This is a genomic window from Thermogutta terrifontis (genome assembly GCF_002277955.1).
In the GTDB taxonomy this organism is placed as follows: Bacteria; Planctomycetota; Planctomycetia; order Pirellulales; family Thermoguttaceae; genus Thermogutta; species Thermogutta terrifontis.
On record NZ_CP018477.1, the window covers coordinates 1,407,368 to 1,430,459 of the forward strand.

Below are 23,092 nucleotides of genomic sequence, written 5' to 3' on the forward strand. Positions count from 1 at the left end.
ACAGCCTTAAAACGGCAGAACCTTTGCGCTCGTTCTCTCACCACTGAAGCCAGCCCAACTCGGTCTTGTATTCGTCGGGGTAACAATGGCGGCAGGGGCCACGTGATCGGAGGAAAAATGGACACAGGAGGATTCCCGCCGCAAACCCCCCAATGTGCGCCCACCAGGCAATACCGCCCACTTGATCTGAGGGCAAGAGACTTCCCACTCCATTAAAAAACTGGATCAGAAACCAGATGCCGAGGTACACAACCGCCGGGAAGGCAACGAACAACGGATAGAAGAAAACGGGAACCAGGGTGATAACGCGGGCATAAGGGTAGAGCACAAAATAGGCACCCATAACGCCGGAAATGGCCCCAGAAGCCCCGATGGTGGGAACGGTGGAGTTCGGATTGGTAAGGACATGCACGATGCCCGCGATCACGCCGCAGCAGAGATAAAACAAAGTGAACCGCAGTGGGCCCATGCGATCCTCCACATTATCGCCGAAGATCCACAGAGTCCACATGTTCCCAACGATGTGGAGCCAGCCGCCGTGGAGAAACATGCTCGTCAAGAACGGCCAGTAGTCCAGCCGCATTCCCAAGAAGTAGGCCAGTTCCGGATGGGTGTAGCGATACGGGACGATGCCGAAGTGGTGGAAAAACTGTTCCAGGACGGGTGGAGGAAGTTCAAGCTGGAGAAGAAATACCAGAGCGTTGGCTAGTATCAGTATGTACATCGCCACGGGGGTGTTGCGGCTGGGAATGGTGTCATAAAGTGGGATCATTGTCTCGCACCCAGCATATGTCTTTGTTGTCTTCCCGAGCAAACCAAACCTCGCATTTCAAATGACTGTCTCTCTCATTTTCAAAAACTCGAGCTTATGGTCAAGAATGTGGGCGGCTCAATCGTTCCCACTTTTTTCTCTTGCGAGAAAGAAACGTACGCCTTGGGCAGGAGCGAGATTCGCTCGCTAGGGTCGTAATACCGTCCGCATTCTGACATTGCACAGAGCGTTCCAATAACTGGGCTCGGTCTGGTTGGTTCGGTGCCTGTTTAGAAGTAGGGGCAATTCATCAATTGCCCCGACAAGACGTTGAACCTCTAGACGCTCGCAAGTCCTTACAAAAAGGTCGCGGGATCAGCGTGAGTCCTCCAGTTCAGAGAGCGTCGGCACAATGGTGAGGAAAAGGCAACCACACTACTACAGATGCCTGGGAGAAGTTGCAACACAGCACGGTATGCGGTTTCTCACGCCGTGTTGTTTGTCATATTGCAAAGGGCGTGGTTCGCCGAGCGTTCTGTTCGGTGTGTCCGAAAAAGCCACGATTTTGCCGTGATTGGAACCGACCTGGCGTCCCGGCAGTCAATCGGCGTTGCCATCGTTTGTCGGGACGTTGGAAGAGCCTGGATCTGAGGACGAGCATTCAGTTTGGGAAGATTCTGAGAATAACCGTTGGCGGATTTCTCGTTCGCGTTTTTTATCCTGACGATTGAACCACCAGACGATGATTCCAATCAGCACCACCACGACCACCACAACACTGGTGAGAATCGTCGTCACCGTGCCCACCCGGCGGGCTGATGCCTCGGTGGCCAGACGCACTGCTTCACGCCCTATGAGAAGGGGTGCCAGTTGCCACGCATTGCGCGGGGTGTTCGGTGATAGCGCTGCCTGGGGTCGAAATGCCCAGGTCTTCATAAAGAAACCTGCCACCGCGAGATTCACCGCGTATCCCGGCCCTTCGCCGGGCAGGACCCCATGGGGAAGGTAGCGCACGCAGAAGACAATCGGGTAATTCTGGGAATCGTCAGTGAAAAGATAAATTGTGTAATAGTGGTCGATCCCAAAACGTTTTCGGATATCGGCATCTTCGACGGACACTTTCTCGATGCGTCTGGCCGTCCCGTAAAGCGCAAACAGCTTGCCCTGCTGGTGGGCAGGGTCATTGAACAGAGGTACCACTGAAAACGTCGATTGACCGAGTCGGGCCAGTTCCGCCTGGGCCTCTTGCAGTAACTGGCCAGGTTCAGCACGGTCCACTGCAGCCAGAAGCTGATAGAAGCATTCTCGGTCTTTTCCCGTCAGACGATACTTTTCCAGGGGATCTGAGAGCGGTTCCTCTCCACTTTCGGAAGGTGCTTGGGGGGCAACAAAACGTTGTGGGGAGGTCTCCAAAGCAACGTCGTCAAACAGACTGCAATCCATTCCTAAACGGCCCAGCAGATTATTGGGAAACCAACCCGGGCGAGCGGTGACAAGCGTGGGCACCGGCCTGGGGTGCGTCTCCGCGAGTTTGAGAAACAGCCCCCGGATCACGGTTTTTTCGCGGAGCTGCCTCATCGTTTTCCACGCCCGCGGGATATCACGCGCATACACGAGATACTCAGCGTCCTGGTCTGTCACAACGCGGCAGGAGTAATAGTGTTCCAGACCCAACCGCTCGGTGAGTTCTTGTGGCACCGGAACCTGCATCCATTTCGTTGCCGTCCCCTCAATTTCCAGGAGTTTTCCCCGACAGGCCCGGGAATCGGGCGACACCGCATTCCAATCCGGAGGCGGTTGTTTCCATTCTTCGAGCTCTGTCGGCTGGAACATTCGGATATGAAACAGAAGCCGCAGAAGTAGTTCGCCCTCCTGGGGTTGCAAGGGTCGGCCGTCTTCCAGTCCCTCCCACATGCTGTCGCTGATTCCCAAACGTTGGAGGAACGCACGCGGCCCAGTTAGTGACGATGGCTCAGGGGTACCGTGTTCCCTGCCGGAGTGGGCAGATGTTTTGAGAGGTTGCGGAGATGTTTTCTCGCCTGACGGTTGAGGCGAGCCGCTCTCTTCGGCAGCGATGAGGGTAAAACCAGCCCAGGCCGTCAAAAGAAACGTCGCTATTCGCGCCACCGTTTTCGCGGACACAGCAGATTCCTTTATTTGGCGAGAAATTCCGTGGACTTGGCAGTTGCGTTTTCGTTGCGGTCCTGATTGTCGTCGGCATTCGCCTGTCTCAGAACTGATTGATGGTCTGAACTCCCCGACGTTTTGGGGAAAAGCCTCTTTTCACGGACTCGCAACACGTACCAAAGAAAGAGAACGGTCAGAACAGCCGCGACGACGACGGCTACCAACGGGTTGGGGGGTGACTCTGCGGGCAGCGGGGATTGTGTGATGATCGGTTCCCAGCGAATGGACGGGGCCAGCACCACCGGTGCGAATCGCAGGCCATCCTTGGCCTGGTAAGCCCACCGCTTGAAAAAGACTCCTCTGATGGCCGCCGGTTCTGAAATGCGTTCGCCGCGGGGGAAATGCTCGGGCAAGCGCAGGCAATAAACCACGATGGGGTCATTTTCTTCTTCAGGACAAACCCATAACTGGTAATATTGAGAGATCCCCACGTCATTCGGAGGTGCGTGCAGGGGAAAGACGCCCATGACTCGACCGCGAAACTCGACGAGCTTGCCCCGGTAATCTCCTGGACGTCGGTACAGTTGGGCGAACGTGACACGTTGCGCGGGGGCTCGCCACAGCTCCGCGGCGGACACGTCCTGAAGGATCTGCAAAGTTCCAAACCAGGGGCCTTTCTCTTTGCTGCGGAAAGGGGCATCGTCACTGACCGATGAAAAATCTAACCTGGCAAGGCGCTCCTCGAGCGGCAGGGTCTGCCCACGCTTATCCTGTGAACTTCCCGAGCCAGCCTCTTGGACTTGGGTGCCATTGTTCTCCCGCAGAGAGACGGAGATGCCGTCAGCCACGACGCTCTCCTGCATAACGTGATTTGAATGCACAGGAGAGCTAGATCGCCGGGCCAGGAACCACTGCGGAACAATTGCTACCATGCCCAGCAGAAGTACCCATAACAGCAGTTGCCACTGCTGTTTCGGGGAGGGCAGGGGGGGTGACCGACGGTATCCGTCAAAACGAACCATGGGAATCACCAAGGGAGAATCATGGACTCCCAGGAGAGCAACCGCCTGCCTTTGCCTTCGCCCGGGATGCCATTGACACCGATCGATGTTGTATATCTCCGACCCGGGTTTCGCCGTTTCACATCCACACCCATTTGCCGCCGGCATGACGGCTCTGCGATCCCCGGTCGTGGCGATTGTTGTTTTTCACTGGTGCCTTAACGCGATTCCTGAACCTCCTGGCGGATAATGCGGAACGGCTCGAACAATCCATAGGCAATTGTATCATACGCCGTTCCCGGCGGCGGTCCCTCGGCCGGGCCCTGGGCAAAAGCATGGGGCCAGGCGGATCCCCGAATGGTGCCCGCATGATGAGGTCCCAGCGTGTTCTTGAGCGTGCCCGTCACGACGACGGCTATTTCATTTTCACCGTCCTTGAGGAGCGGCGTGATCTCGCACCCATACGGTGGCCGATAGATCACCCCCGCTGGCGTGTCATTCACAAGCACCTGGGCGACGGAACCGTTCCACGCTCCCAGTCGAACAAGCCAGCGTCCGTCGGCCCGAGACTTTTGCACTGTCGTGCGGTAAGCTACCCGGCCTGGATAAAGTGGGCAACCCTGAGCATTCCAAGCCTCTCCAACATGCAAATCTTGAGGCGAGGTAATGACAAAACCTTTTTCGGCCGGGGTGACTGAAAAGTCGCCCAGCACATAGGCCGCGGCGGCCTCGTGAAACATCGTCATGGGAGAGGCGGTCGCCGTGACCAAATTCTCGCCCACCTTCACCAGCCCGGTGATGTCGATTTTGCCGAAGCTCTTGTCCAGCCACCAGCCGCTTGGCGGGGGAACCGGCTTGCCATTGCAGGTCACGGTGTAAAGGTCAGGCCTTTCCAACACGAGCCAAATCTGATTCGGAATTTTTTCTTTGATTTCAAAGCGATAGGTTAGTTGGAATCCGCTATCGGGCGGGAACTGCCTGCGGATGATTTCGTCCCGAAATTGCACGGCCCGATCCCACGGATTGCCTGGCAACCCGTGTTTCTGAAAGATCCAATTGCAGGCCGGCGCGAAATACATGCCCTGACGCACTTCATCCTGGATTTTGACGTCGAAATAGTCGAGCGTGAGCAGATTGGGGTCGAGCCGTTCTGCATGGATTGGCCCCAGGGCAATCTCTTCTTCCGTGGTTGGTGCCTCAGGTGCGGGCGTATTGGCCCGATGGCTGAGAAAGAGCACAAGGGAACCAATCGGCGGAAGGTCGAAGGCAATTTCTATTGCTTCACCTTTCAGGACGAATGATGCAGGGCGAACCTCGCCCGTCTCCAGGTCCCAAACTTCGGCACCCAGATACCGGGCATGGATGGTCCCGGCAGCATGTTCGGAGTCGCTCGTATTGACGAGGAAAAGAATCTCCCCGTCCTTGAGCCGTCTTCTCTGATGGAGCAGCAAACCTCGCCGGCCTTCCTGTTGCGCAATCCGCACCGCCTGATCCTGCCGTTGGTCCAGCAGCTCCGGCAACTCGTTCTCATCCACCTTTTTCCAGCCGGGAAGATCCCTGCACTCTTTCAGGGCCTCCGAGGGACGGCCATCAACGAGTGTCGGGCCGTCCCCACAAACCAGAACCGTGCCGCCGGCCAAAAGGAATTGCCTGAGAAGGTCAAGGGTTGTTTTTTCGAGGTTTTTACAGGTTTGAGGCAGCACAACGGTGTGATACTTCCGTTTTCCCACCACCAGGTACCCGTCCTGGACCTTGCCCAGATTGGCCATGATGTGTTCACATCCAAGGTCATACTCGATCTGGCCGAATTCCAGGCTTTTGACCAGGTTGAAGAAGTTTTCGCCGAGCTGTTCCAGGTGGGAGGACGTTGCCCGGTCCACCTGATAGAGCCACGCCGTGCTGGTGGGTTCCAGGATCAGGATTTCGTTAACGCGCTCACCGCTGGAAAGCACGAGCGAGAGCCGGGTGAGATAGTCGGCAATGACATGATACAAGGACCACCAGGGCTCGTGGTAGGAAAAGGACTGTGGATGATCCATCTTGCGGGCGCCGCGGATGGTGACGTAAGAGAGGTGCTCATCAAAGGTGTTGACGCCCAGCACTCCCAGCCAGTCCGCGATCCGCTTCATGTCCTGAAAGCGGAGGTCCCATCCACCGGCCCCATACAGTTCGCACAGAGTGCGGGTTCGCCCACACTGGTCGGCCGCACTGGAGAGCTCCCGCACCGCCCGAATGTTGCCGAATTGTGCGTGTGTGTGTTCCGCATATTGATTCATCAGGCAATCGATGGCAGGTCGCTGATGCCAGGCATACATGGCCATGTTGTCAGGGACGAACCGGCAGAGCGGCCATTCGTGTTCCCAGTAATGTCCGGTGAATTCCAGTTGATGTTTTTCGCACCACTCAAAATACGGGCGGGCCCATCGTTCGACGAACAGATCCAGGAGTAGCCGATAGTAATCATGGCGAACTTTTTTCCAGTCGCCCACCGAGTGCACCAGAGCGGGCAGGTGATCGACAAGGTTGTATCCGAATCGTTTTTCAAATTCCTCGGCGAGGTCCTCGGTCCAGGTGAGCTGGCCCGCGGAAAGCAGCCGTGGCTCGTCGGTGAATGATCCCGGTATTCTCTTGCCAAACGCTTCTCCGACTTCCCGCCGGTAGGCTTCCAGCGTGACTTGCAGAAACTTTTCCGTCACTCCGGGAAAAAGAAGATCCACGTAGGCCCGACCGCCGTGCCATGGGGAAGGTTCGGCTCGCACCAGTGAAAACACCAGGTACTGGCCATCAGGAAGGGGCTTTTTCTCCTTAATGATGGGCGTTACATTTTCGTAACGATCGGTTTCCAGACGGAACACGGCGACGGCGTGGGGATCAATGTCCTGAACGCGTTTGACCTGTTTGACACTGAGGCCGCGTCCCACCGACTCCGGCATCAACTCGGGAACCCAGCCCCCGGCGAATCCCGAGGGATAAGAGTTCTCGTCGTAAATCCATACGTTCATGTCCAGTTTTTCCGCGGTGTTTAGCGCCAGCTTCCATAGACGAAACCATTCCTCGGAAAGGTAGGGAGTCATCAGTCCCGGACGCGGATGGACGAACACCTGCCTGACATGCTGGGAGGCAAGGTCCTCCATTGTGCCCACGATCTGCTCGTCCGTCAGCATGTCATTCCATACCCATAAAGGGGCGGAAGAATACTCCCGGGGCGGCTCGGACAGAAGTTGCTTCACCTCTTGCGAATTTTGCGGCACAGCCAACACAGCAGACTGGAACGACACCACTGTGAATGCCGCCGCGATAACTGCTTGCACCCTTTTCCGCTGGCTCTGGTCCCTCCACATGGTTGAAGTCCTTTGAGCACGAGGAATTGCTCCCGGAAGCATCGTTTTGAAAAAACGCGAATTTCGGCGATGCCTTTCTGATGGTTGCATTTGCCCCCCCGCTACGGCCGTAATAGCTCGATTTTAACGTAGAACGCCCCGCACAGGTCGTTTCCTTCGCTATCCTGGAACCATGCCTGGAGCTGGGTATCTCCCTCGGGTAATTCCATTTCAAAGGGTACGCCGATTGCATCGGGAGAGGTTTTGGCTCGCATCTCGTGTGTTCCAATACGAAGAACAGCGCCGTGGATTGGAAGGGCCTTTCGGTTTGTGATGACGTTTACCAATGAGCGCCCGGCAACCGTCTGTTTGGGACCCGGCGAACCGAGCGGTTCCTCCGTGTGGAAAGGCCAGCGGCGCAGTTCAATCCGGTAGAGGCCGCCCCGCGTTATGCGTATATGGAACGGTCCCCCCCGCGGACCGCCCTCGGCCGCCGAAACGCGGTGGTGATTATCCACATCGACGCCTGCCCAGTAATTCGATGAAAGGATGACCGGGTTTTCCTGTTCTGTTCCCACAAGGATGGGCTGGTATTCGTACACCCTCTTTTCCACGCCCGACCACCAATCTTCATAGAACGCGCGCATCCTGGCCACAATGTCCGGGCGCTGGGTGCTGAGGTCCCTTGTCTGGGCACGGTCCTCTGCTACGTTGTACAATTCCTTGCCATGGACGAGTCGCCACGGGCCCCAAACCACGCAGGCGTCGTACTTGACAGCGCGAACCCTGCCGCCGTATTGAACGACAAACATGCGGTCCGGCAGCGTGGCATCTGGATTTCTCAGCACGCTCGCCAGACTGAGACCGTCGAAACGGACACCCTCGGGAGTAGAAAGGCCGCACAATTCGAGCAATGTCGGCAGAATGTCCTGAATCTGCGTCGGCTGGTTGACCTCCCGGCCACCCTGGATACCTCCCGCTGGCCAGCGGATGAAACAGGGGACACGGTGTCCACCGTCGTAGTAACTGCCCTTGCCTTCTCGGAGACCGCCGTTGTACACCTGCCTGCCCGCCGTCCCGCCGTTGTCGGTCATAAAGATGACGATCGTGTTGTCGCGAAGCCCCGTCTCCTGGAGCCAGTTTTCCAGGCGTCCCATGTTCTCATCGATGTTGGCAATCATGCCGAAGAAATTAGCGACATTTGGTCGCACCAAACTCTGGTACGGTGCAGCATCTTTTTCCTGGGCCCACAGGGGACCGTGCGGTGCGTTCGTCGCGATGTAGCACAGAAACGTCTCTTTCTGTCGGGCGCATTCAGACATCCACTCCAGCGCCTTGTCGAACCAGAAGTCGGTACAGTAGCGGTTCGCCTGCGCGACACGGTTTTCCTCTCGATAGCGAATGTTGACACAGTCGTTGTCAAACTCCACGTCCGAGGCTACTCCCCACCCGCCGAACCAGATGGCCTTGTCAAAGCCACGGTCGAATGGCCGGTCAGGGTAATGGTCTCCCAGGTGCCATTTGCCGAACTGCCCGGTGCGGTAACCGTTTTTTCGGAAGAGTTCGGCCATCGTGGGGATTTCGCGCCAGATCATATTGGTAGCTGCGGGTACGCTCCGTGCACCGTTACGGAGGGCGTCCAGGCCAGTCATGAGCTGGCCGCGGGTCGGAGTGCAGACCGGGGACACGTGAAAATCCCTCAGGCGGACACCTTCGCGGGCAAGGCGATCGATGTTGGGAGTGAACAGGATGGGATTTCCATGACAGGAAAGATCGCCAAAGCCCTGGTCATCCGTCAGCACGATGATGACGTTGGGACGCGAAAGAGGTGCCGTCACGGATTGAGCCCGGGGCCCACCCACTGGCTGCTGTTTCGGGAGAGAGAGTTTCCGGGGATCCAGGACTACGTGGCGGATCCTTTCCCGCTTCCAGGTGTAAGTAATATGGACCAGACCGTCGCGGGTTTGAATAACCGCAGGGTAGCTGAACTCTTCCGGTTCATCTTCCAGCGTCAGGACTTCCTTCCAGTCCACGCCGTCTTGGGAAAGTGCGACGCTCAAGGGTGAACGACCCCGAGTGGTTGGGTTATAGACCAGCAGTTGACGTCCGTCGGCCAGGGTCACGGCGTCGATGCCTGAGTTCGGGTTTGGGACAACAGTGCGCTGGACCGGTGTCCACGTATTTCCTCCGTCGTAAGACGCCGTCCAGAAAATACGCCCCTGCCGTGTTCTGCCAATGGCGACCAGTCTGTTGGGTGCAACCTGCAGGATGCTAGGCTGAATCGCGTCGAGAATTTCAGCACCATCAGGCGGGCTCACCTTGGTCCAGGTTTGGCCATGATCTTTGGTGATTTCAAAATGAATGCGCCATCGGCTGGGTCGTTCCGGTGTTTCCGTGCTGGAGGGGCAAATCCAGGTACCGTCTTCCAGCTCCAGCGGCTTGTTCTTGATCGGCCCAAGAAACCCGTCGGGCAACCGGACGGCAGGTTGCCATGTTTTGCCGTTGTCGGGGCTCTCTTTGACCATGCCCCACCAGCGACTTGGGCTGGGACCCACTTTGTAGAACAGGTAGATTTTGCCGTCTCGAGGGCGGAAGAGAACAGGGTTCCAGCAGGGATAGCGGCGACCATCCGCCTGCTCGCCCGTGGCCACCTGGACCGGCGCCGTCCATCGGCCGGCTTCGGATCGGCTCAACCAGATGCCCACATTTTCGGCGCCTTCCCGATCGCCTCCAAACCATGCCGCCAAAAGACCGTCTTCCGTCTCCACGATTGTCGATGCGTGACAGCTCCGAAATGGGGCGGTCTCGAAAATGAACTCCTTTTGCACGATCGCACCATCGGGAGATGCCTCGGCTGCGCTGGCAGGCTGACTGCCCGCCACCGCGGCACACACCAGCCCCATTGCCAGAGGAAACAGCCAGGACGGTTGTAATGCTGTGCTCATGCAAGCAACTCCCAGAAAAAATCGATTCCTTCAAAGCGCAAGGCGCCTGAGACAGGAGGCACACATTCCTGTGACGAAAGCGTGGTCCCAGCGGCTCCACCACCCCAATCCATCTCCGCCCGTATTGAATCGCTGTCCCCGGACATACTACTTGCTTGTGTGACGGCTCGCAACCGTGCCGTGCCTCTGGGACCTGGAAGGGCAGACTTGTCGTAGCCAATGGCATGGGACGGTCGGTCCCAAGTTGACGAGGTGGACCTGACAAGCAGGTCCCTCCGAGGGACGGAGGGACCTGCCCGCCGTGCCGGACGATACGCGCACAAGCGGGTGCCTGGCTCCGCCTCCTTTTTTCCAGCGACTGGAAAAAATCGCGCCCCTTTAACTTGCCTGTGAAACATTTGTTTAATACAATCGTTTGAAGGATAGTGGAAATGGAGGGGTTCCAGATTAAGGGAATCGCCTCGTCCGGGATGGCTGAGAGGAGGGCGTCCGACAAAGGACTCATCCGCTGAGTATGTCGCATTTCCCTGAAGATACGAAAAGCCGCCTGTTGACCGCCGCCGGTGAGTTGTTTGCCGAACTCGGATACGAGGGGGCCACGGCCCGGCAGATTTGCGAACGAGCGGGTGTCAATATCGCTGCTATCAACTACCATTTCAAGTCCAAAGAGCATCTCTATGTGGAGGCCGTAAAGGCGGCGGCGCCGCTGTTTCGTCCGGAGGAAGCCGATCTTGAGCGACGTCTGGAGGAACTGAAGCAATCAGGGGACCGGCATCAGGCTGCGCAACTGCTCGCTGATTACATCCGGCTGATGACGCGCCACATGATCGCCGAAGTCGTGCCGGAGTGGAAAGTCAAACTCATGATGCGGGAAATGCTCGAGCCGCACGAAAGCTGTTGCGAGTTTTTCCGGCAGCACATCCAGCGCAACTTTACAATTCTGCTGGGAATACTGGAGATACTATTTCGTGAGGAAATGCCACCCGAGCGCAGAATTCAAACCGGCCTCAGCATCGTCGCGCAGTGCCTGCACTATCGCATGGCCCACGATGTGCTGGAATTTCTGGTGCCACCGGAGCTGAGGGGCAAATTCACGGCCGAAGATGTTGCCCGACACATCATTGAGTTCACATTTTCGGCCCTCGGTTTGACGTTGCCGTTTGTCACCCAGTGGACGCAGGAAGCTGCTTCCTCCGCGAATGCTGGCAACTGAGAGGGCAAATCGGGTAGTTGTCTTTTACCAAGTATGCCGCGGATGTGTAGACATAAACAAATGAGCTGAAATGAGAAAATGGGGCTTTGTCGCAGATTAAATTGGGGATCGCGGGGCACGTGTTATCCAAGCACTATGAGCTTCGGCGTTAATCCAGTTTCTGTCAGAGGAATCGGTTCATGTTAGGGCGAGCTCGGGCGTCGCATTCAATAACGGTCCTGGAAAGGATCATCAATATTGTGGTACCGCCCCTCGTTGTGGCGCTTGGGGTGGTGGGGTTTTTGGTCTTGAAGGCACTCAGTAAACCCGTTCCCCGAGAGGTTCCCGAGCAGCCTCTGCCAGTGGTCCAGACGGCACGGGTGGTGAGGCATTCTGGCGGGCTGGAATTGGCCACGGATGGGCTTGTCGTTCCCTATCGGGAAATCCAACTGGCGGTCGAGGTGGACGGACGCATCGTAGAGAAAACACCCCAGTGCGAAGCGGGAACGTTCGTCACCAAGGGGACCCTTCTTCTGCGCATTGACAAGACAGACTACGAAATCGAGGTGAATCGCCTCCGCGAACAGTTGCGGCAGGCAGAAGCCGCGCTGGCAGAATGGGCGGTTGATGTTCAAAACACGCAAAAGCTTCTGGAAATCGCCCAGCAACAATTGGAAATAGCGAAACGTGATTATCAGCGGGCAGAGCGCCTTTTCGGAAGCAACGCCATCCCGCAGGCAGAATTTGATAACGCGAGGAAATCACTTCTTCTGGCCGAGCAGGAAGTGGTCAATCTCGAAAACCAGCTTCGCACGAAACAGGCTTCCAAGGATCGACTGGAGGCTGTGCGGGATCAGGCGGCCGTGCAACTTCAGAAGGCCGAAATTGACCTGGCCCGCACAGAAATTCGCGCACCTTCTGATGGAGTGGTGGTGAGCGACCTGGTGGAAGAAAACACCTATGTGCGGAAGGGGACGACCGTTCTCACTTTCGAGGACACATCCTGTGCACAGGTCAATTGCCAGTTGACGATGCGACAGGTGGCCTGGCTGTGGGCCATGCTGGAGGGATCTTCGGTGGATGCAAAGTTGGCCACAGGTGAAGCCTACAAAGTCCCCAAGCTTCCCGTGACGGTGGAGTACGAATTGGACGGGCGGGTCTTCTATTGGGAGGGCACACTGGACGGCTACGAAGGTTTGGGCGTGGACGATCGGACACGCATGGTCCCCTGCCGGATTCTGGTACCGAATCCGACAGCGGTGAAATCGAAGGTCGTCGCCGATACTGTCCCTGAGGCTGCCGGGCCCGCCAGGCAGCCCCCAGCACTGGTTCGCGGGATGTACGTGGCCGTGCGGATCCATGTCAATCCGAAGATGACGGTCCTTCGCGTTCCCGAACAAGCGCTCCAGCCGGGCAACGTGGTGGGACGGGTGCGGGATGGAAAGCTCCGCATGGTGCCGGTCGAGTTTGCCCAGGTGGTCCCGGAAGGAGCTCTGATCATCGCGCCTCCGGAATTACTCCGGGAAGGTGATAGCGTCGTGGTATCTCCCACCCCCTTCGTGGAGAACAATCCCTTGGCCTTCTCTGACGAGGGACTTCCTGTCGAGGTGCAGTCGGTCCTATGAAATCCATTCTCCGCTGGTCGATTCGAAACTCCCCCGCGATGAACACGCTGCTCATCGGCATCGTGGTCGTGGGGTTGCTGAGTCTATTCCGGATGCGTCGGGAGGTCTTTCCCGAATTCAACCTCGACATGATCCTCATCACGGTACCCTATCCCGGTGCCAGCCCCACCGAAGTGGAGGAGGGGATCTGTCAAAAAATCGAGGAAGCTGTGCGCTCCGTGGCCGGGGTAAAAAAAACCTACGGAGTGGCACGCGAAGGGGCCGGATCAGTGATTTTGGAATTGCGAAGTGACGTCGCGGATCCGCAACGGGTCCTCGACGAAGTTCGCTCGGAAGTGGACCGCATTCCCAGTTTTCCGGAACTCGCCGAAAAACCCGAGGTTCGGCTCATCACTTTTCGCCGGGCTGCGATCACCGTGGGAGTGATCGGGCCCGATTCGGATGATCCCCGCGCTGAACGGGCGCTCCGCGAGCTGGCGGAAAAAGTCCGGGACGAACTGGTCGCGCTTCCCAACGTCAATCAGGCAGACCTGATGGGGGTTCGCCCGTACGAGATTTCTATCGAAATACCCGAACATGTCCTCCGCAAATACGGGCTGACGTTGCAACAGGTGGCCCAGATCATCCGCCGGGAAAATATTGAGGTCCCCGGCGGGACGCTTCGATCGCATGCTCAGGAAGTTCTTCTCCGTGGAAAAAACAAGGGGCTGACGGGCAAGGAGATCGCTGAAATCCCCCTCATCACATCGCCGGATGGGACGATCCTGCGGCTCGGTGATGTGGCCACAGTTCGCGATGCCTTTGCGGATACGACGGCCTTCAGCCGGATCAACGGTCATCCGGGGATGGCCATCGTTGTTAGCAGTACGTCTGACGAGGACATCATCAAGACCACGCATGATGTTCATGAATATGTTGCCAGGAAAAAGTTGCCGCCGGGATATCAACTGGTGACCTGGGGCGATTTCTCGACCTACGTGCGGGATCGCCTCAATTTGCTGGCCCGCAATGGCCTGCAGGGGCTGATCATCGTCTTTGTACTCCTTGCCATCTTCCTGGAGATTCATCTGGCGTTCTGGGTGGCCCTGGGCATCCCCATCGCGATGCTGGGAACGGCGATCATCATGCAATGGAGCGACCAGACGCTCAACATGATGTCGATGTTCGCGTTTCTGATGGCCTTGGGTATGCTCGTCGATGATGCCATCGTGATCGGTGAAAACGTTTATGTACACCGACAGATGGGCAAGAACTACATACAGGCGGCGGTGGACGGCACGGCCGAGGTGATTCCGTCCGTCACCACCTCAGTCATGACGACTGTGATTGCTTTTGCGCCGCTGTTCTTTGTGCCCGGAATTATGGGGAAATTCGTTTGGCTTTTGCCCTTTGGTGTGATCACGATGCTCCTGGTCTCCTTGGCAGAGGCGATTTTCGTCCTGCCCTGCCACCTTGCCCACGACCCGCGTCATCGCCGGGAGCGTGAACGCCGCCTGATGGAGCTGGAAGATTCCGCAGATGAGCAGGCTGCCGGAGGTGATGTTCCGGTCATACGAGGTCGGCGGCGTCGCTGGCTGGTGCTCCTCTGGCGAATGGCCAGTGTCGTTTTGATGGCGGCCGTTTTGATGTTTCTCGCCAGTGGTACCGTGCCGGGTGAGATTGCCTGGATTGTCTGGACGGCCATCGTGCTGGCCGTCGGAATTCCCCTCCTCGGGCTGTATTTACCAGCGATTGAGAAATTCACTAATGCGGTTAACTTCTATGCGGATTCGGTACTGCAGAGATTTATTGACCGGGTTTACACGCCGGTTTTGAAGTTGGCTCTTCGTTTCGCTCCGGTTAGTTTCAGTGTCGCTCTGGCTGCGTTGATCACGGCCTTGGGCCTTGTGGCATCGGGACTCGTTCCCTTCATTCCCTTTCCCAAATTGGATTCGGAATCCCTGGAAGCCAATGTTTACTATCCCGCAGGCACGCCTGAGGAGGTTACCAAGCGGGCGACTGCTGCGATGGAAGAGGCGATCTGGGAGATCGACCGGGAGTGGCGTGACAAAGGGATTCCGCTTGTCAAAACAGTTTATCGGGTAGTCGGAGAGACGTCGGCGGGGGCACTTCGGATAGGGAACGAACTTCCCACGGGCAGCCATTCGGGAAAGCTGGAAGTGGAACTCGTCAACGCCGAACAGAGACCCGTCACGAGTGAAGTGATCGTGAAGCTGTGGAGAGAAAGGGCGATGAAGCTGGGGCGGAATTTCCCCGGGGCGGAAAGCGTGACATTTCAAAGCCAGTCGCGGGGGCCCGGGGGAGCGCCCATCGAGTTCCGGCTCCTTGCACCCGTCCACAAAATGCAGGAACTGGAAGAGGTCGTGGAAAAATGCAAGGCGTATCTCGCTCAGGTTCCCGGCGTGTTTGACATCCAGGACGACGCGCGGGCAGGAAAGTGGGAATTCCAGATAAAAACCAACGATAAAGCCAAGGCACTGGGGGTAACCCTGGCCGATCTGGCAGGTACCATCCGCGCTGCTTATTACGGTGAAGAGGCCATGCGACTCCAGCGCGGCCGCCACGAAGTCAAAGTGATGGTAAGGTATCCGGAAGATGAACGCCGATCCCTGGCGCACTTTGAGGACATCCGCATTCGCGCGGGAAATGTGGAACGCCCCATTACAGAACTGGCTCAAATCAATATTCAGCGCGGTTATTCGCAGATCAACCGCATGGACCAGCTGCGCGCCATCGCCATTACGGCTGACGTCGATGAGGCCGTGGTCAACTCGCAGAAAATCGTGGAGGAGCTGAAATCAAAAGTGATCCCGCAATTGCTCGCCGATCCCCGCTATTCGGAGATCCAGGTGCGCTGGGAGGGAGCACAGGAGCAGACCAATGAATCCATCCAGGCGATGATTTGGGGATTACTCGTTGCGCTGGTCGCCATGTTCGCGCTGCTCACACTGGAATTCCGTTCCTACTTCCAGCCGATCATCATTCTACTCATCATTCCGTTCGGGCTGGTCGGGGCGATCGTGGGACACGTGGTCATGGGAATGCCGTTGACTTTGATGAGTATCTTTGGAATGGTCGCTTTGACGGGCGTGGTGGTCAATGACTCGATCGTGCTGGTGGATTTCATCAACATGCGCGTTGAAAACGGCATGTCGGTGAAAGAAGCCATTGTCGATGCGGGAAGGCGGCGTCTTCGGCCGATCATGCTCACATCGGTCACCACGATTGGTGGGCTTGCACCATTGGTCTTCGAGCGATCCGCGCAGGCCCAGTTCCTCATCCCCATGGCTGTGACAATTTGTTTCGGCCTGGCGTTCACCACCGTCCTTTGTTTGCTGCTGGTTCCCGTGGTGTATCTGCTCTATAGCTGGATCATGCCGGTGAGGGTGATCGAAGAACTGCCGGAAGAGGCTGTTCCCCGCGGTGCGGAGAGTGAGAGAATCCTGCAGCGAGAGCCAGAAAGTGAACGTGCGGCGATTGTCGAGTCGGCGTTTTCGATGGAAGAACCGGCAGAAACATCCGAGCCGCTCAACGCACCGCGAAGTTTCTGACGGTCTCGCCACTATTTTTGAAATAAAGCTTTGTAAGCCCCATCATAAATAGAGCAGCGCGCGAATGTCTGGTCCTTTTTCGGTGCTGGCGGCCGACTGGTAAGGCGGAAAAAGCGGGTGTGCTGAACTCTGCCCGATACCTGTTCCACCCGGGAAGCCGGTTCCCTCTCACCTGTTTATCCGATTTGGTAGAATGACGCGAACGGTGGAGGGACAGGATCTTTGCAAGCCAACAACCAGCAGCAGGAGAGTTTGTGATGAATCTGCGAGAGGAACGCTACGCCCGATTTGCTCTGGTTCGCGAGATGATGGAAACACCGGAGATTCTCGCCCGATTCGATCCTGCCGTGGCCGACGAAGCCTGCCGGATTGTGGAACAGACGAAACGGCTGTTCCTCACGGGCGAGGGTTCCAGCAGAATTTTCCCGGCCAAGAATTTGATCTACGAGAATTTGCGACGCGGCGGGATATGGACAATCGCCACCGACGGTGCCCGGCAGGCCCACGAATACCGCCTTCAGGACTTTACGGTCTTCGCGGCCAGTAACAGCGGCAAAACCAAAGAGGTCATTTCCCTGTTCATGAAGCTGGCCGAAGAAAACCATCCGCGTCGGTTGGGGTTGACGGCCAACAAAGGTGTCAAACTCGAAGAGGTAAGCACCCAGTGCTACCACCTCACATGTGGTCCGGAAAACGCCGTGGCGGCCACGAAAAGCGTGGTTGAACAGGCGCTGTTCTATCGGGCACTTCTGGCCCAGGCAGAGGGTGACGACCTGCTTCGCGTTTCGCGCACTGAAGCGGCGGAAGCAGCCCGCCACGTTCTGGAAATGTCGATTGATCCTGGTCTGATTGAAAAGCTGGTGGCGGCACCGCTCATTTATTTTGCCGGGCGAAATAACGGTGTGGCGGAAGAGCTAACTCTCAAGACCAATGAAATCACACGGAAAAAGAGTGATTTTCTGGAAGGCACCTACGCTGTCCACGGCATCGAAGAGGTGATGGATGCCAATGAAGTGATGGTGGTCATCGATCTTTTCCCGGCCGAAATGGAAAAATTCCAGCAGGTGCTGGCGGAAAAAGTGGGTTTGACGATCATTGCCATTGCGGCCGAACCGACGATTTTCCCCACCATTCAGATTCCCACGGTGCCCGGCTATGAAACGGTCCTCCAGCTTTTGGCAGGCTGGAATCTGCTTGTAGAGGTGGGAGTTGCCATGGGAATCGACCTCGATAAACCGGTGCGGGCCCGTAAAATTGGCAACGAATTTCAACCCGGCTGACGTCATTTCTCAGGAGGAAAGAACGGAAAGCGTCAGCCTGGCGTTTCTTCACAGCACTGCGGGCGGGGTGTCGGCGTAGCAGAATATGGGGCCGATTCCTGGGAAATTCGCGTGGGCTTCAAAGACGCTCCGCGAGGATAACATAGTGAGATAGTCTGGAAATATTGAATCGTACAGTTTTGGACTATAGCGGTTCATAGAACGAAGGATTATCGCGTATCATGGCACAGGGGATAGTCTATAAACGGCGGCTGGGTGATCGAAAAATCGTCTCCTCCGATGCTCGCGAGATTTTCGACGATTGGCAGGACCAGCAGGAGAGATGGATGTTCGTTTCGCCACACGATGATGATGTCGTGATTGGCGCGGGGCTGACCGTTCAGGCGGGACTTGCCGAAGGGGTCGAGGTTCACGTGGTTATCACCACCGATGGTCGGATGGGATACTGCCGCCTGCCGCAGCGGAGGACGATTGTACGCATTCGGGCGGATGAAGCGCAGGAGGCCTATCGTACGCTGGGCCTCCCTCCGGAAAGAGTACGCGCACTGGGATTTCCAGACTGTAATCTCAATGCTTACCGTGGACGGCATTTCACGACGATCGGCGATCCTACGGAAATAGAGGGGGCCAGCGGCCTTCAGAATGCGTTCCCTTATGTTCTGCGGCAAATACGGCCCACGCGCGTGTTTCTGCCCACCCCCACCGATCTGCATCCGGATCATAAAATCGTCTATGAGGAAATGCTGATCAGTCTGTTCCACGCGCAGGGAAGTATTTGGCCGGAACTCGGACCCCCGATTCAAAAGGTTCCTGTTGTCTATGAGTACGCCACTTACTGCGATTTTCCTGAACCGCCGCAGATTCAACTTGTAGTGCCCAGTGAATTTCACGAGCGGAAAATCAACGCCATCCGCTGCTTTGCCAGTCAGGAGCAAATCGAGGTGCTTGTCGAAACCCAGCGCCGTATCGGCCCTATTGAATATATTCGCCAGGTTGTCTTTAATTTGTATTCTCCAGAAAAATATTCACAGATCTTTGAATAATGAAGAGATAGTTCCCCACTGACAGAAGTCAGTCGGTCTGCTCTGTAACCAAAAGCCCCCTTGGGTGATAACCAAGGGGGCCGAATATAGCGCTTCAAGAAGGTTCCCATCCAAGTTACGCCTTGCGGATTTTTTCGCGTCCGCATTTGACGTTTTTCGTCGCGTTCCGGGTATCGACGATTAAAGGAGCATGCTGAACGATAAAGTCGTAGTCGTAGACCGAATGGTCCGTAGCAATCAGTACGCAATCCTGGGAGGCCAGAAACTCCGCCGTCAGTTCAGAACTGGTCATTTCCGGTACGCGGAAGTGCCGCATCTTAGGTAATTTAGGAATATACGGATCGTTGTAGGTCACAATCGCACCGCCGTCCAGCAGCATTTCCATGAGCGCGAAGGACGGGCTTTCCCGGGGATCATCCACATCTTTTTTGTAGGCCATGCCCAGGATGCACACCTTGCTTCCTTTCAGCGGCTTCCCGTGTTCATTCAGCGCTTTAATGACCTGGTGGATGACATACTCGGGCATGGAAGTATTGATCTCGCCGGCCAGTTCGATGAAACGGGTTGTCATGCCGTGCCGCCGTGCCAGCCAACTGAGGTAGAAGGGATCGATTGGAATGCAATGTCCACCAAGACCCGGACCAGGATAAAATGCCTGAAAGCCGAACGGCTTTGTTTTGGCTGCCTCAATCACTTCCCAAATATCAATTCCCAGTCGCTGGAAAAGGACTTTTAATTCATTGACCATCGCAATATTCACCGCCCGATAGGTGTTCTCCAGGATTTTGCAGGCTTCCGCTACTTCGGCGGAGGATACCGGAATCACCTGTACCACGGCGTGACTGTAGAGGGCGGTTGCCAGTTGCGTGCTCTTCGGTTCAATTCCACCGACCACTTTGGGAATCCGCTCGGCTGAATAGTTGGGATTGCCGGGGTCTTCACGCTCGGGGCTGAAAGCCAGATAAAAGTCCTGGCCTACTTTCAACCCGGTGGCTTCGAGAACTGGTAACATCACCTGCCGTGTTGTTCCCGGATAGGTGGTGCTTTCGAGAACCACGAGCTGATCTCGCCGCAACACCTTGGCGATGGCCTCGGTTGTGCCCTCGATGTACTGAAGATCAGGGTCCCGGCTCTCATTGAGCGGGGTGGGCACACAGATGAGAATGGCGTCCGGCTCGTTAAGCCGCGACATATCGGCGGTCGCTTCAAATCGCCCCGTGTTGATCCATTCCTGGATCCATTGGGACGGTATATGCCCGATGTAACTTTGACCGGCGTTCAGCTTCTGGACCTTTGCCTCATCAATATCAAACCCAATTGCCGAAAACCCCGCCCGAATGAACGCGCGAAGCAAAGGCAATCCCACATACCCCAGGCCGATAACGCCGACTTTGGCCTTTTTGTCGTTAATTCTCTGCAGGACCTCTTCGTACGTCATAACCGTGTGTCTCCTTGTGTGTCTAACTGAAAGCCCGTTGAGCTACCGAAATTTGGCGTGAGGCACCGCCAGGGTCATTGGCTGTAATCCCGCGAACGGGGGGTGCGCTGGCCAGGAAAAGCTTCCTGATAAGCTAATGTAGCATATTCCCTCGGCGGCGTACTGCGATGGTTAAGCCGAACTTCCTCACGCGAACCTGGGGACGCTGGTCACAAACGCATCGATGGATCCCGGCTACGCGTTTTTTTTATCACGGAGGGGCGGGAACAACTCCATCCACGACGACTGTGCGGACGCTCCGGCCGTCGTTTTTGCCGCGGGAGATAAGGATTTTTCCTTTTGTGCGCAGATCGCCCGACTGCAAGGACTGCGCCTCGTCTTTGGGAAGAAGCAGCGTGGCCGTTTCGCCGGGCCAGTTCAGAACGAGCACATACCCGCCTTCTTGCGGCTTCCATGTGACCTGGGCTGACCGGTCGTTGCCCATGCGGTGGGGATGATAAAGAGCCAGGAATTCAATCTGTGATGATTTTTCCGGAGTTTCGGCCGTCAGATGCCATTCCCTCACCGTGATCCTGGGCCGGGGATTGGGATCATATTCGTTCGTTTGTGTGAAGCTCAGCCTTTCCGGCGTCAGGAATTGGACGGGGCATTCCACCTGACCCACTCGGGCAACAACGCGGTTGCCATCGACCTCCATTTTCTCCGGGCTGTGGAGCCAGTACTGATATTGCACCGGACGCGTGGCGACCAACCGATCGTAAATGACGATCCATTCCGGCTTGAGAAAGATGATCGTGCGGGTGAATCTTCTCAGGAGAGGTTGTCCCTTGCCCTGGGGATCGCCGGGGTCTCGGTAGCAGGGGCCTGCCTCGCCTTCCACAACGTCGATCTCCGGGGACGTGTAAAAGGCCGTAATTTGCCCACGTGTCTCGGCCGAGTGGGGAACCTGGCCAATCCCATCGACCGTAATGCTGTTCACCGATCGCGTGCTCCACATCCAGCGAACGTGGTGAGCGCTCCCGTAGAGATCTCGCCGTCCGCTGGAGACAAAAAGGCGCGCATTGTACGCCGTGAGAAGGAAAGAGTTGTTGGCGTCGTAACCGTGCGATTGGGTGCCGAAGGGACTCGATTTGAAGAGGATCTGGATGTTGTCGCGGGCATCGAGGAGGGTTGTATTCAGGGCGGCCTGGCCCGTTCCGCGAAATACCCGCGAAGTCGGCAGGTCATCCGGCGGTTGGGAGACAACTTTTGGAAGTGTTCCGCGGACGAATTCCCAGAATTCCCTGGGTTGCGGCGGTCCACCCATGCTTTCCACATACCACATCCAGTGCGGATTACGGGCCTGAACAGCGAAAATGGACATGAGCGGCACGTTACTGCGGGCCTCGCGGGTGCAGGCCAAATCGCCGAAACCGCCCGTCACGGCGTGGGGAGGCATTAAATACAACGCGTAGTAGCCCGCCTTTGAAAAATACGGCTTTTGGAAGGCGTTGATTCTGAACGTGGCGCGCATGATGTCGGCCCACCAGGTAAAACGTTCCATGTAACTCGCCCAGTAGCTGGATCCTTCGTGCCATCCGCCATCGTCGTCGCACCAGACCGGGTAGGTGTTGAAAAACACGTTGAGGGCGAACCACGTCCAGTCATCCGCCTCGGGGATTTCGCCGTGAAAAGTGATCCCAACTTCGCCGAGAAAATGCCACGCCCGATTTGCATGACTGTTATACGGTCGCCAGAAATGCCGCGGACACAACGTGCGGTACATTTCCGTTCCCCGAATCCGCATGACTTCTCGGCATTTCTGACGCTCTTCTTCGGTCAGGAGGTCATAAACAAACGTATAGGTGCGTGAGAAATAGTAGGCGTAGGGCATTCCCGCTTCGTCGTTGTAGCGAAAACCAGTCGAGCCCACGGGGTCCCATTTCGCACAGTCCAGGAGGATCCTTTTGGCAAGCTCTCCGTAGGGCCTGTGGCCGCCTACCCGATAAACAAACCCCAAAAGAGCCGATGTACCGAGGGCTCGAATGGTGTATTCTCGGTTTCCCCACCAGATTTTCGCCCATTCATCGCTCTTTGTTTCGATATTGGGTGGATACTTGGGTGGTTCCTCGGTGGGCGGGGGATTGCGGAGGGCATTTTCGCACCGTGCGACCAGCCGCTCCCAGAGATCTTTCAACTCGCCTTTCGCGGCTGCCCGTAGTCGGGGAAGGTCCTCCGGTCGAATGAATAGACGCGGATGATCGGCCGGGATCCTCGCCAGCAATTCATCCCGGGATGGCATCGGCATGGACACAGCGTGTGGAGGGATGGTGAATTGCCGCACACGGCTCCAATGGGTTACGACTGCCTGGTTACGCCCACGGTACCGCCAGAAATACCGGCCTGCCCCAAAGGTTTTTGGCGGACAATGGACATTCCAGATGATTCCGCGGGCCTCGTAGACCATGTCGCGAAAATCGGAGTCCCGCGCGACTTGGATTTCCCAATCTTGGATATTGTTTTGCGGACGCCAGCTGAATGCCGGTGGATCCGTGGCGGAAATCGACTGATCCTCCGGGCGGTAACCCCACTCTCCCGGCTGGGCCGGTGATTCATCAAGTGCCAGACGACTTTCTTGACCTGAAGCCCGTACTCCAGTCCATAGCACAGATGAAAGGGCAAAGAGCAAGCTGAAAGCCGTATGAAGTCCGATCGACCGGTTCATGGAAGGGCCTCCCCGATTAACACCGATTGGGCGATTCTAAACAGTGGAGAGCGTGTAACTGGGACCACTGAAACAACGCGGGCAGCCCTATTGTGGTATGCGATCCTTCGAGCCG

General features: G+C 56.7%; 12 protein-coding genes. 5 read left to right on the top strand and 7 right to left on the bottom strand.

Annotated features, from left to right (window positions below; translation table 11 throughout):
* Positions 1 to 37 precede the first annotated feature (37 nt).
* The 5 genes from THTE_RS05365 to THTE_RS05385 form a co-directional block, all read right to left on the bottom strand.
* Positions 38 to 772, bottom strand: coding sequence for a rhomboid family intramembrane serine protease (locus THTE_RS05365; protein WP_095414470.1), 735 nt, complete (start codon positions 770 to 772; stop codon positions 38 to 40).
* Positions 773 to 1,351: 579 nt separating this feature from the next.
* On the bottom strand, positions 1,352 to 2,893 hold the full coding sequence (locus THTE_RS05370) for a hypothetical protein (protein ID WP_157731785.1): 1,542 nt from the start codon (positions 2,891 to 2,893) through the stop codon (positions 1,352 to 1,354).
* Positions 2,894 to 2,904: 11 nt separating this feature from the next.
* Positions 2,905 to 3,900 (bottom strand): hypothetical protein, encoded by a 996-nt coding sequence (locus THTE_RS05375; protein WP_157731787.1) that lies wholly within the window; start codon positions 3,898 to 3,900, stop codon positions 2,905 to 2,907.
* Positions 3,901 to 4,097: 197 nt separating this feature from the next.
* Positions 4,098 to 7,220, bottom strand: coding sequence for a glycosyl hydrolase (locus tag THTE_RS05380; protein ID WP_157731789.1), 3,123 nt, complete (start codon positions 7,218 to 7,220; stop codon positions 4,098 to 4,100).
* 101 nt (positions 7,221 to 7,321) lie between these two features.
* Entirely contained in the window at positions 7,322 to 10,144 is a 2,823-nt protein-coding gene (locus tag THTE_RS05385) for an exo-alpha-sialidase (RefSeq protein ID WP_095414474.1), read from the bottom strand.
* A 514-nt stretch (positions 10,145 to 10,658) separates the two neighbouring features.
* Here THTE_RS05385 and THTE_RS05390 point away from each other — a divergent pair.
* From THTE_RS05390 to THTE_RS05410, 5 genes are all read left to right on the top strand, one after another.
* Complete coding sequence (locus tag THTE_RS05390; RefSeq protein ID WP_095414475.1) at positions 10,659 to 11,357, top strand: TetR/AcrR family transcriptional regulator; 699 nt, start codon at positions 10,659 to 10,661, stop codon at positions 11,355 to 11,357.
* A gap of 179 nt (positions 11,358 to 11,536) precedes the next feature.
* A complete protein-coding gene (locus tag THTE_RS05395; RefSeq protein ID WP_095414476.1) occupies positions 11,537 to 12,961 on the top strand; it encodes an efflux RND transporter periplasmic adaptor subunit in 1,425 nt (474 codons plus the stop codon).
* Positions 12,958 to 16,512: an efflux RND transporter permease subunit gene (locus tag THTE_RS05400; RefSeq protein WP_095414477.1), complete on the top strand. Its 3,555-nt coding sequence runs from the start codon at positions 12,958 to 12,960 to the stop codon at positions 16,510 to 16,512. The genes THTE_RS05395 and THTE_RS05400 overlap by 4 nt, the downstream gene beginning before the upstream one ends.
* A 257-nt stretch (positions 16,513 to 16,769) precedes the next feature.
* Positions 16,770 to 17,792 (top strand): SIS domain-containing protein, encoded by a 1,023-nt coding sequence (locus THTE_RS05405; protein WP_095414478.1) that lies wholly within the window; start codon positions 16,770 to 16,772, stop codon positions 17,790 to 17,792.
* A gap of 221 nt (positions 17,793 to 18,013) precedes the next feature.
* Positions 18,014 to 18,835, top strand: coding sequence for a PIG-L deacetylase family protein (locus tag THTE_RS05410; protein WP_095414479.1), 822 nt, complete (start codon positions 18,014 to 18,016; stop codon positions 18,833 to 18,835).
* Between the two features lie 115 nt (positions 18,836 to 18,950).
* Here THTE_RS05410 and THTE_RS05415 read toward each other — a convergent pair whose 3' ends face one another.
* Positions 18,951 to 20,273: a nucleotide sugar dehydrogenase gene (locus THTE_RS05415; protein ID WP_095414480.1), complete on the bottom strand. Its 1,323-nt coding sequence runs from the start codon at positions 20,271 to 20,273 to the stop codon at positions 18,951 to 18,953.
* Between the two features lie 250 nt (positions 20,274 to 20,523).
* Positions 20,524 to 22,977, bottom strand: a complete 2,454-nt coding sequence (locus THTE_RS05420; RefSeq protein WP_095414481.1) for a DUF4962 domain-containing protein — start codon at positions 22,975 to 22,977, stop codon at positions 20,524 to 20,526.
* Positions 22,978 to 23,092: the final 115 nt, after the last annotated feature.

Coding starts and splice junctions, on each gene's coding strand:
- THTE_RS05365 (WP_095414470.1), bottom strand. CDS start 772: ATGATCCCACTTTATGACACCATTCCCAGCCGCAACACCCCCGTGGCG.
- THTE_RS05375 (WP_157731787.1), bottom strand. CDS start 3,900: ATGGTTCGTTTTGACGGATACCGTCGGTCACCCCCCCTGCCCTCCCCG.
- THTE_RS05380 (WP_157731789.1), bottom strand. CDS start 7,220: ATGTGGAGGGACCAGAGCCAGCGGAAAAGGGTGCAAGCAGTTATCGCG.
- THTE_RS05385 (WP_095414474.1), bottom strand. CDS start 10,144: ATGAGCACAGCATTACAACCGTCCTGGCTGTTTCCTCTGGCAATGGGG.
- THTE_RS05390 (WP_095414475.1), top strand. CDS start 10,659: ATGTCGCATTTCCCTGAAGATACGAAAAGCCGCCTGTTGACCGCCGCC.
- THTE_RS05395 (WP_095414476.1), top strand. CDS start 11,537: ATGTTAGGGCGAGCTCGGGCGTCGCATTCAATAACGGTCCTGGAAAGG.
- THTE_RS05400 (WP_095414477.1), top strand. CDS start 12,958: ATGAAATCCATTCTCCGCTGGTCGATTCGAAACTCCCCCGCGATGAAC.
- THTE_RS05405 (WP_095414478.1), top strand. CDS start 16,770: ATGAATCTGCGAGAGGAACGCTACGCCCGATTTGCTCTGGTTCGCGAG.
- THTE_RS05410 (WP_095414479.1), top strand. CDS start 18,014: ATGGCACAGGGGATAGTCTATAAACGGCGGCTGGGTGATCGAAAAATC.
- THTE_RS05415 (WP_095414480.1), bottom strand. CDS start 20,273: ATGACGTACGAAGAGGTCCTGCAGAGAATTAACGACAAAAAGGCCAAA.
- THTE_RS05420 (WP_095414481.1), bottom strand. CDS start 22,977: ATGAACCGGTCGATCGGACTTCATACGGCTTTCAGCTTGCTCTTTGCC.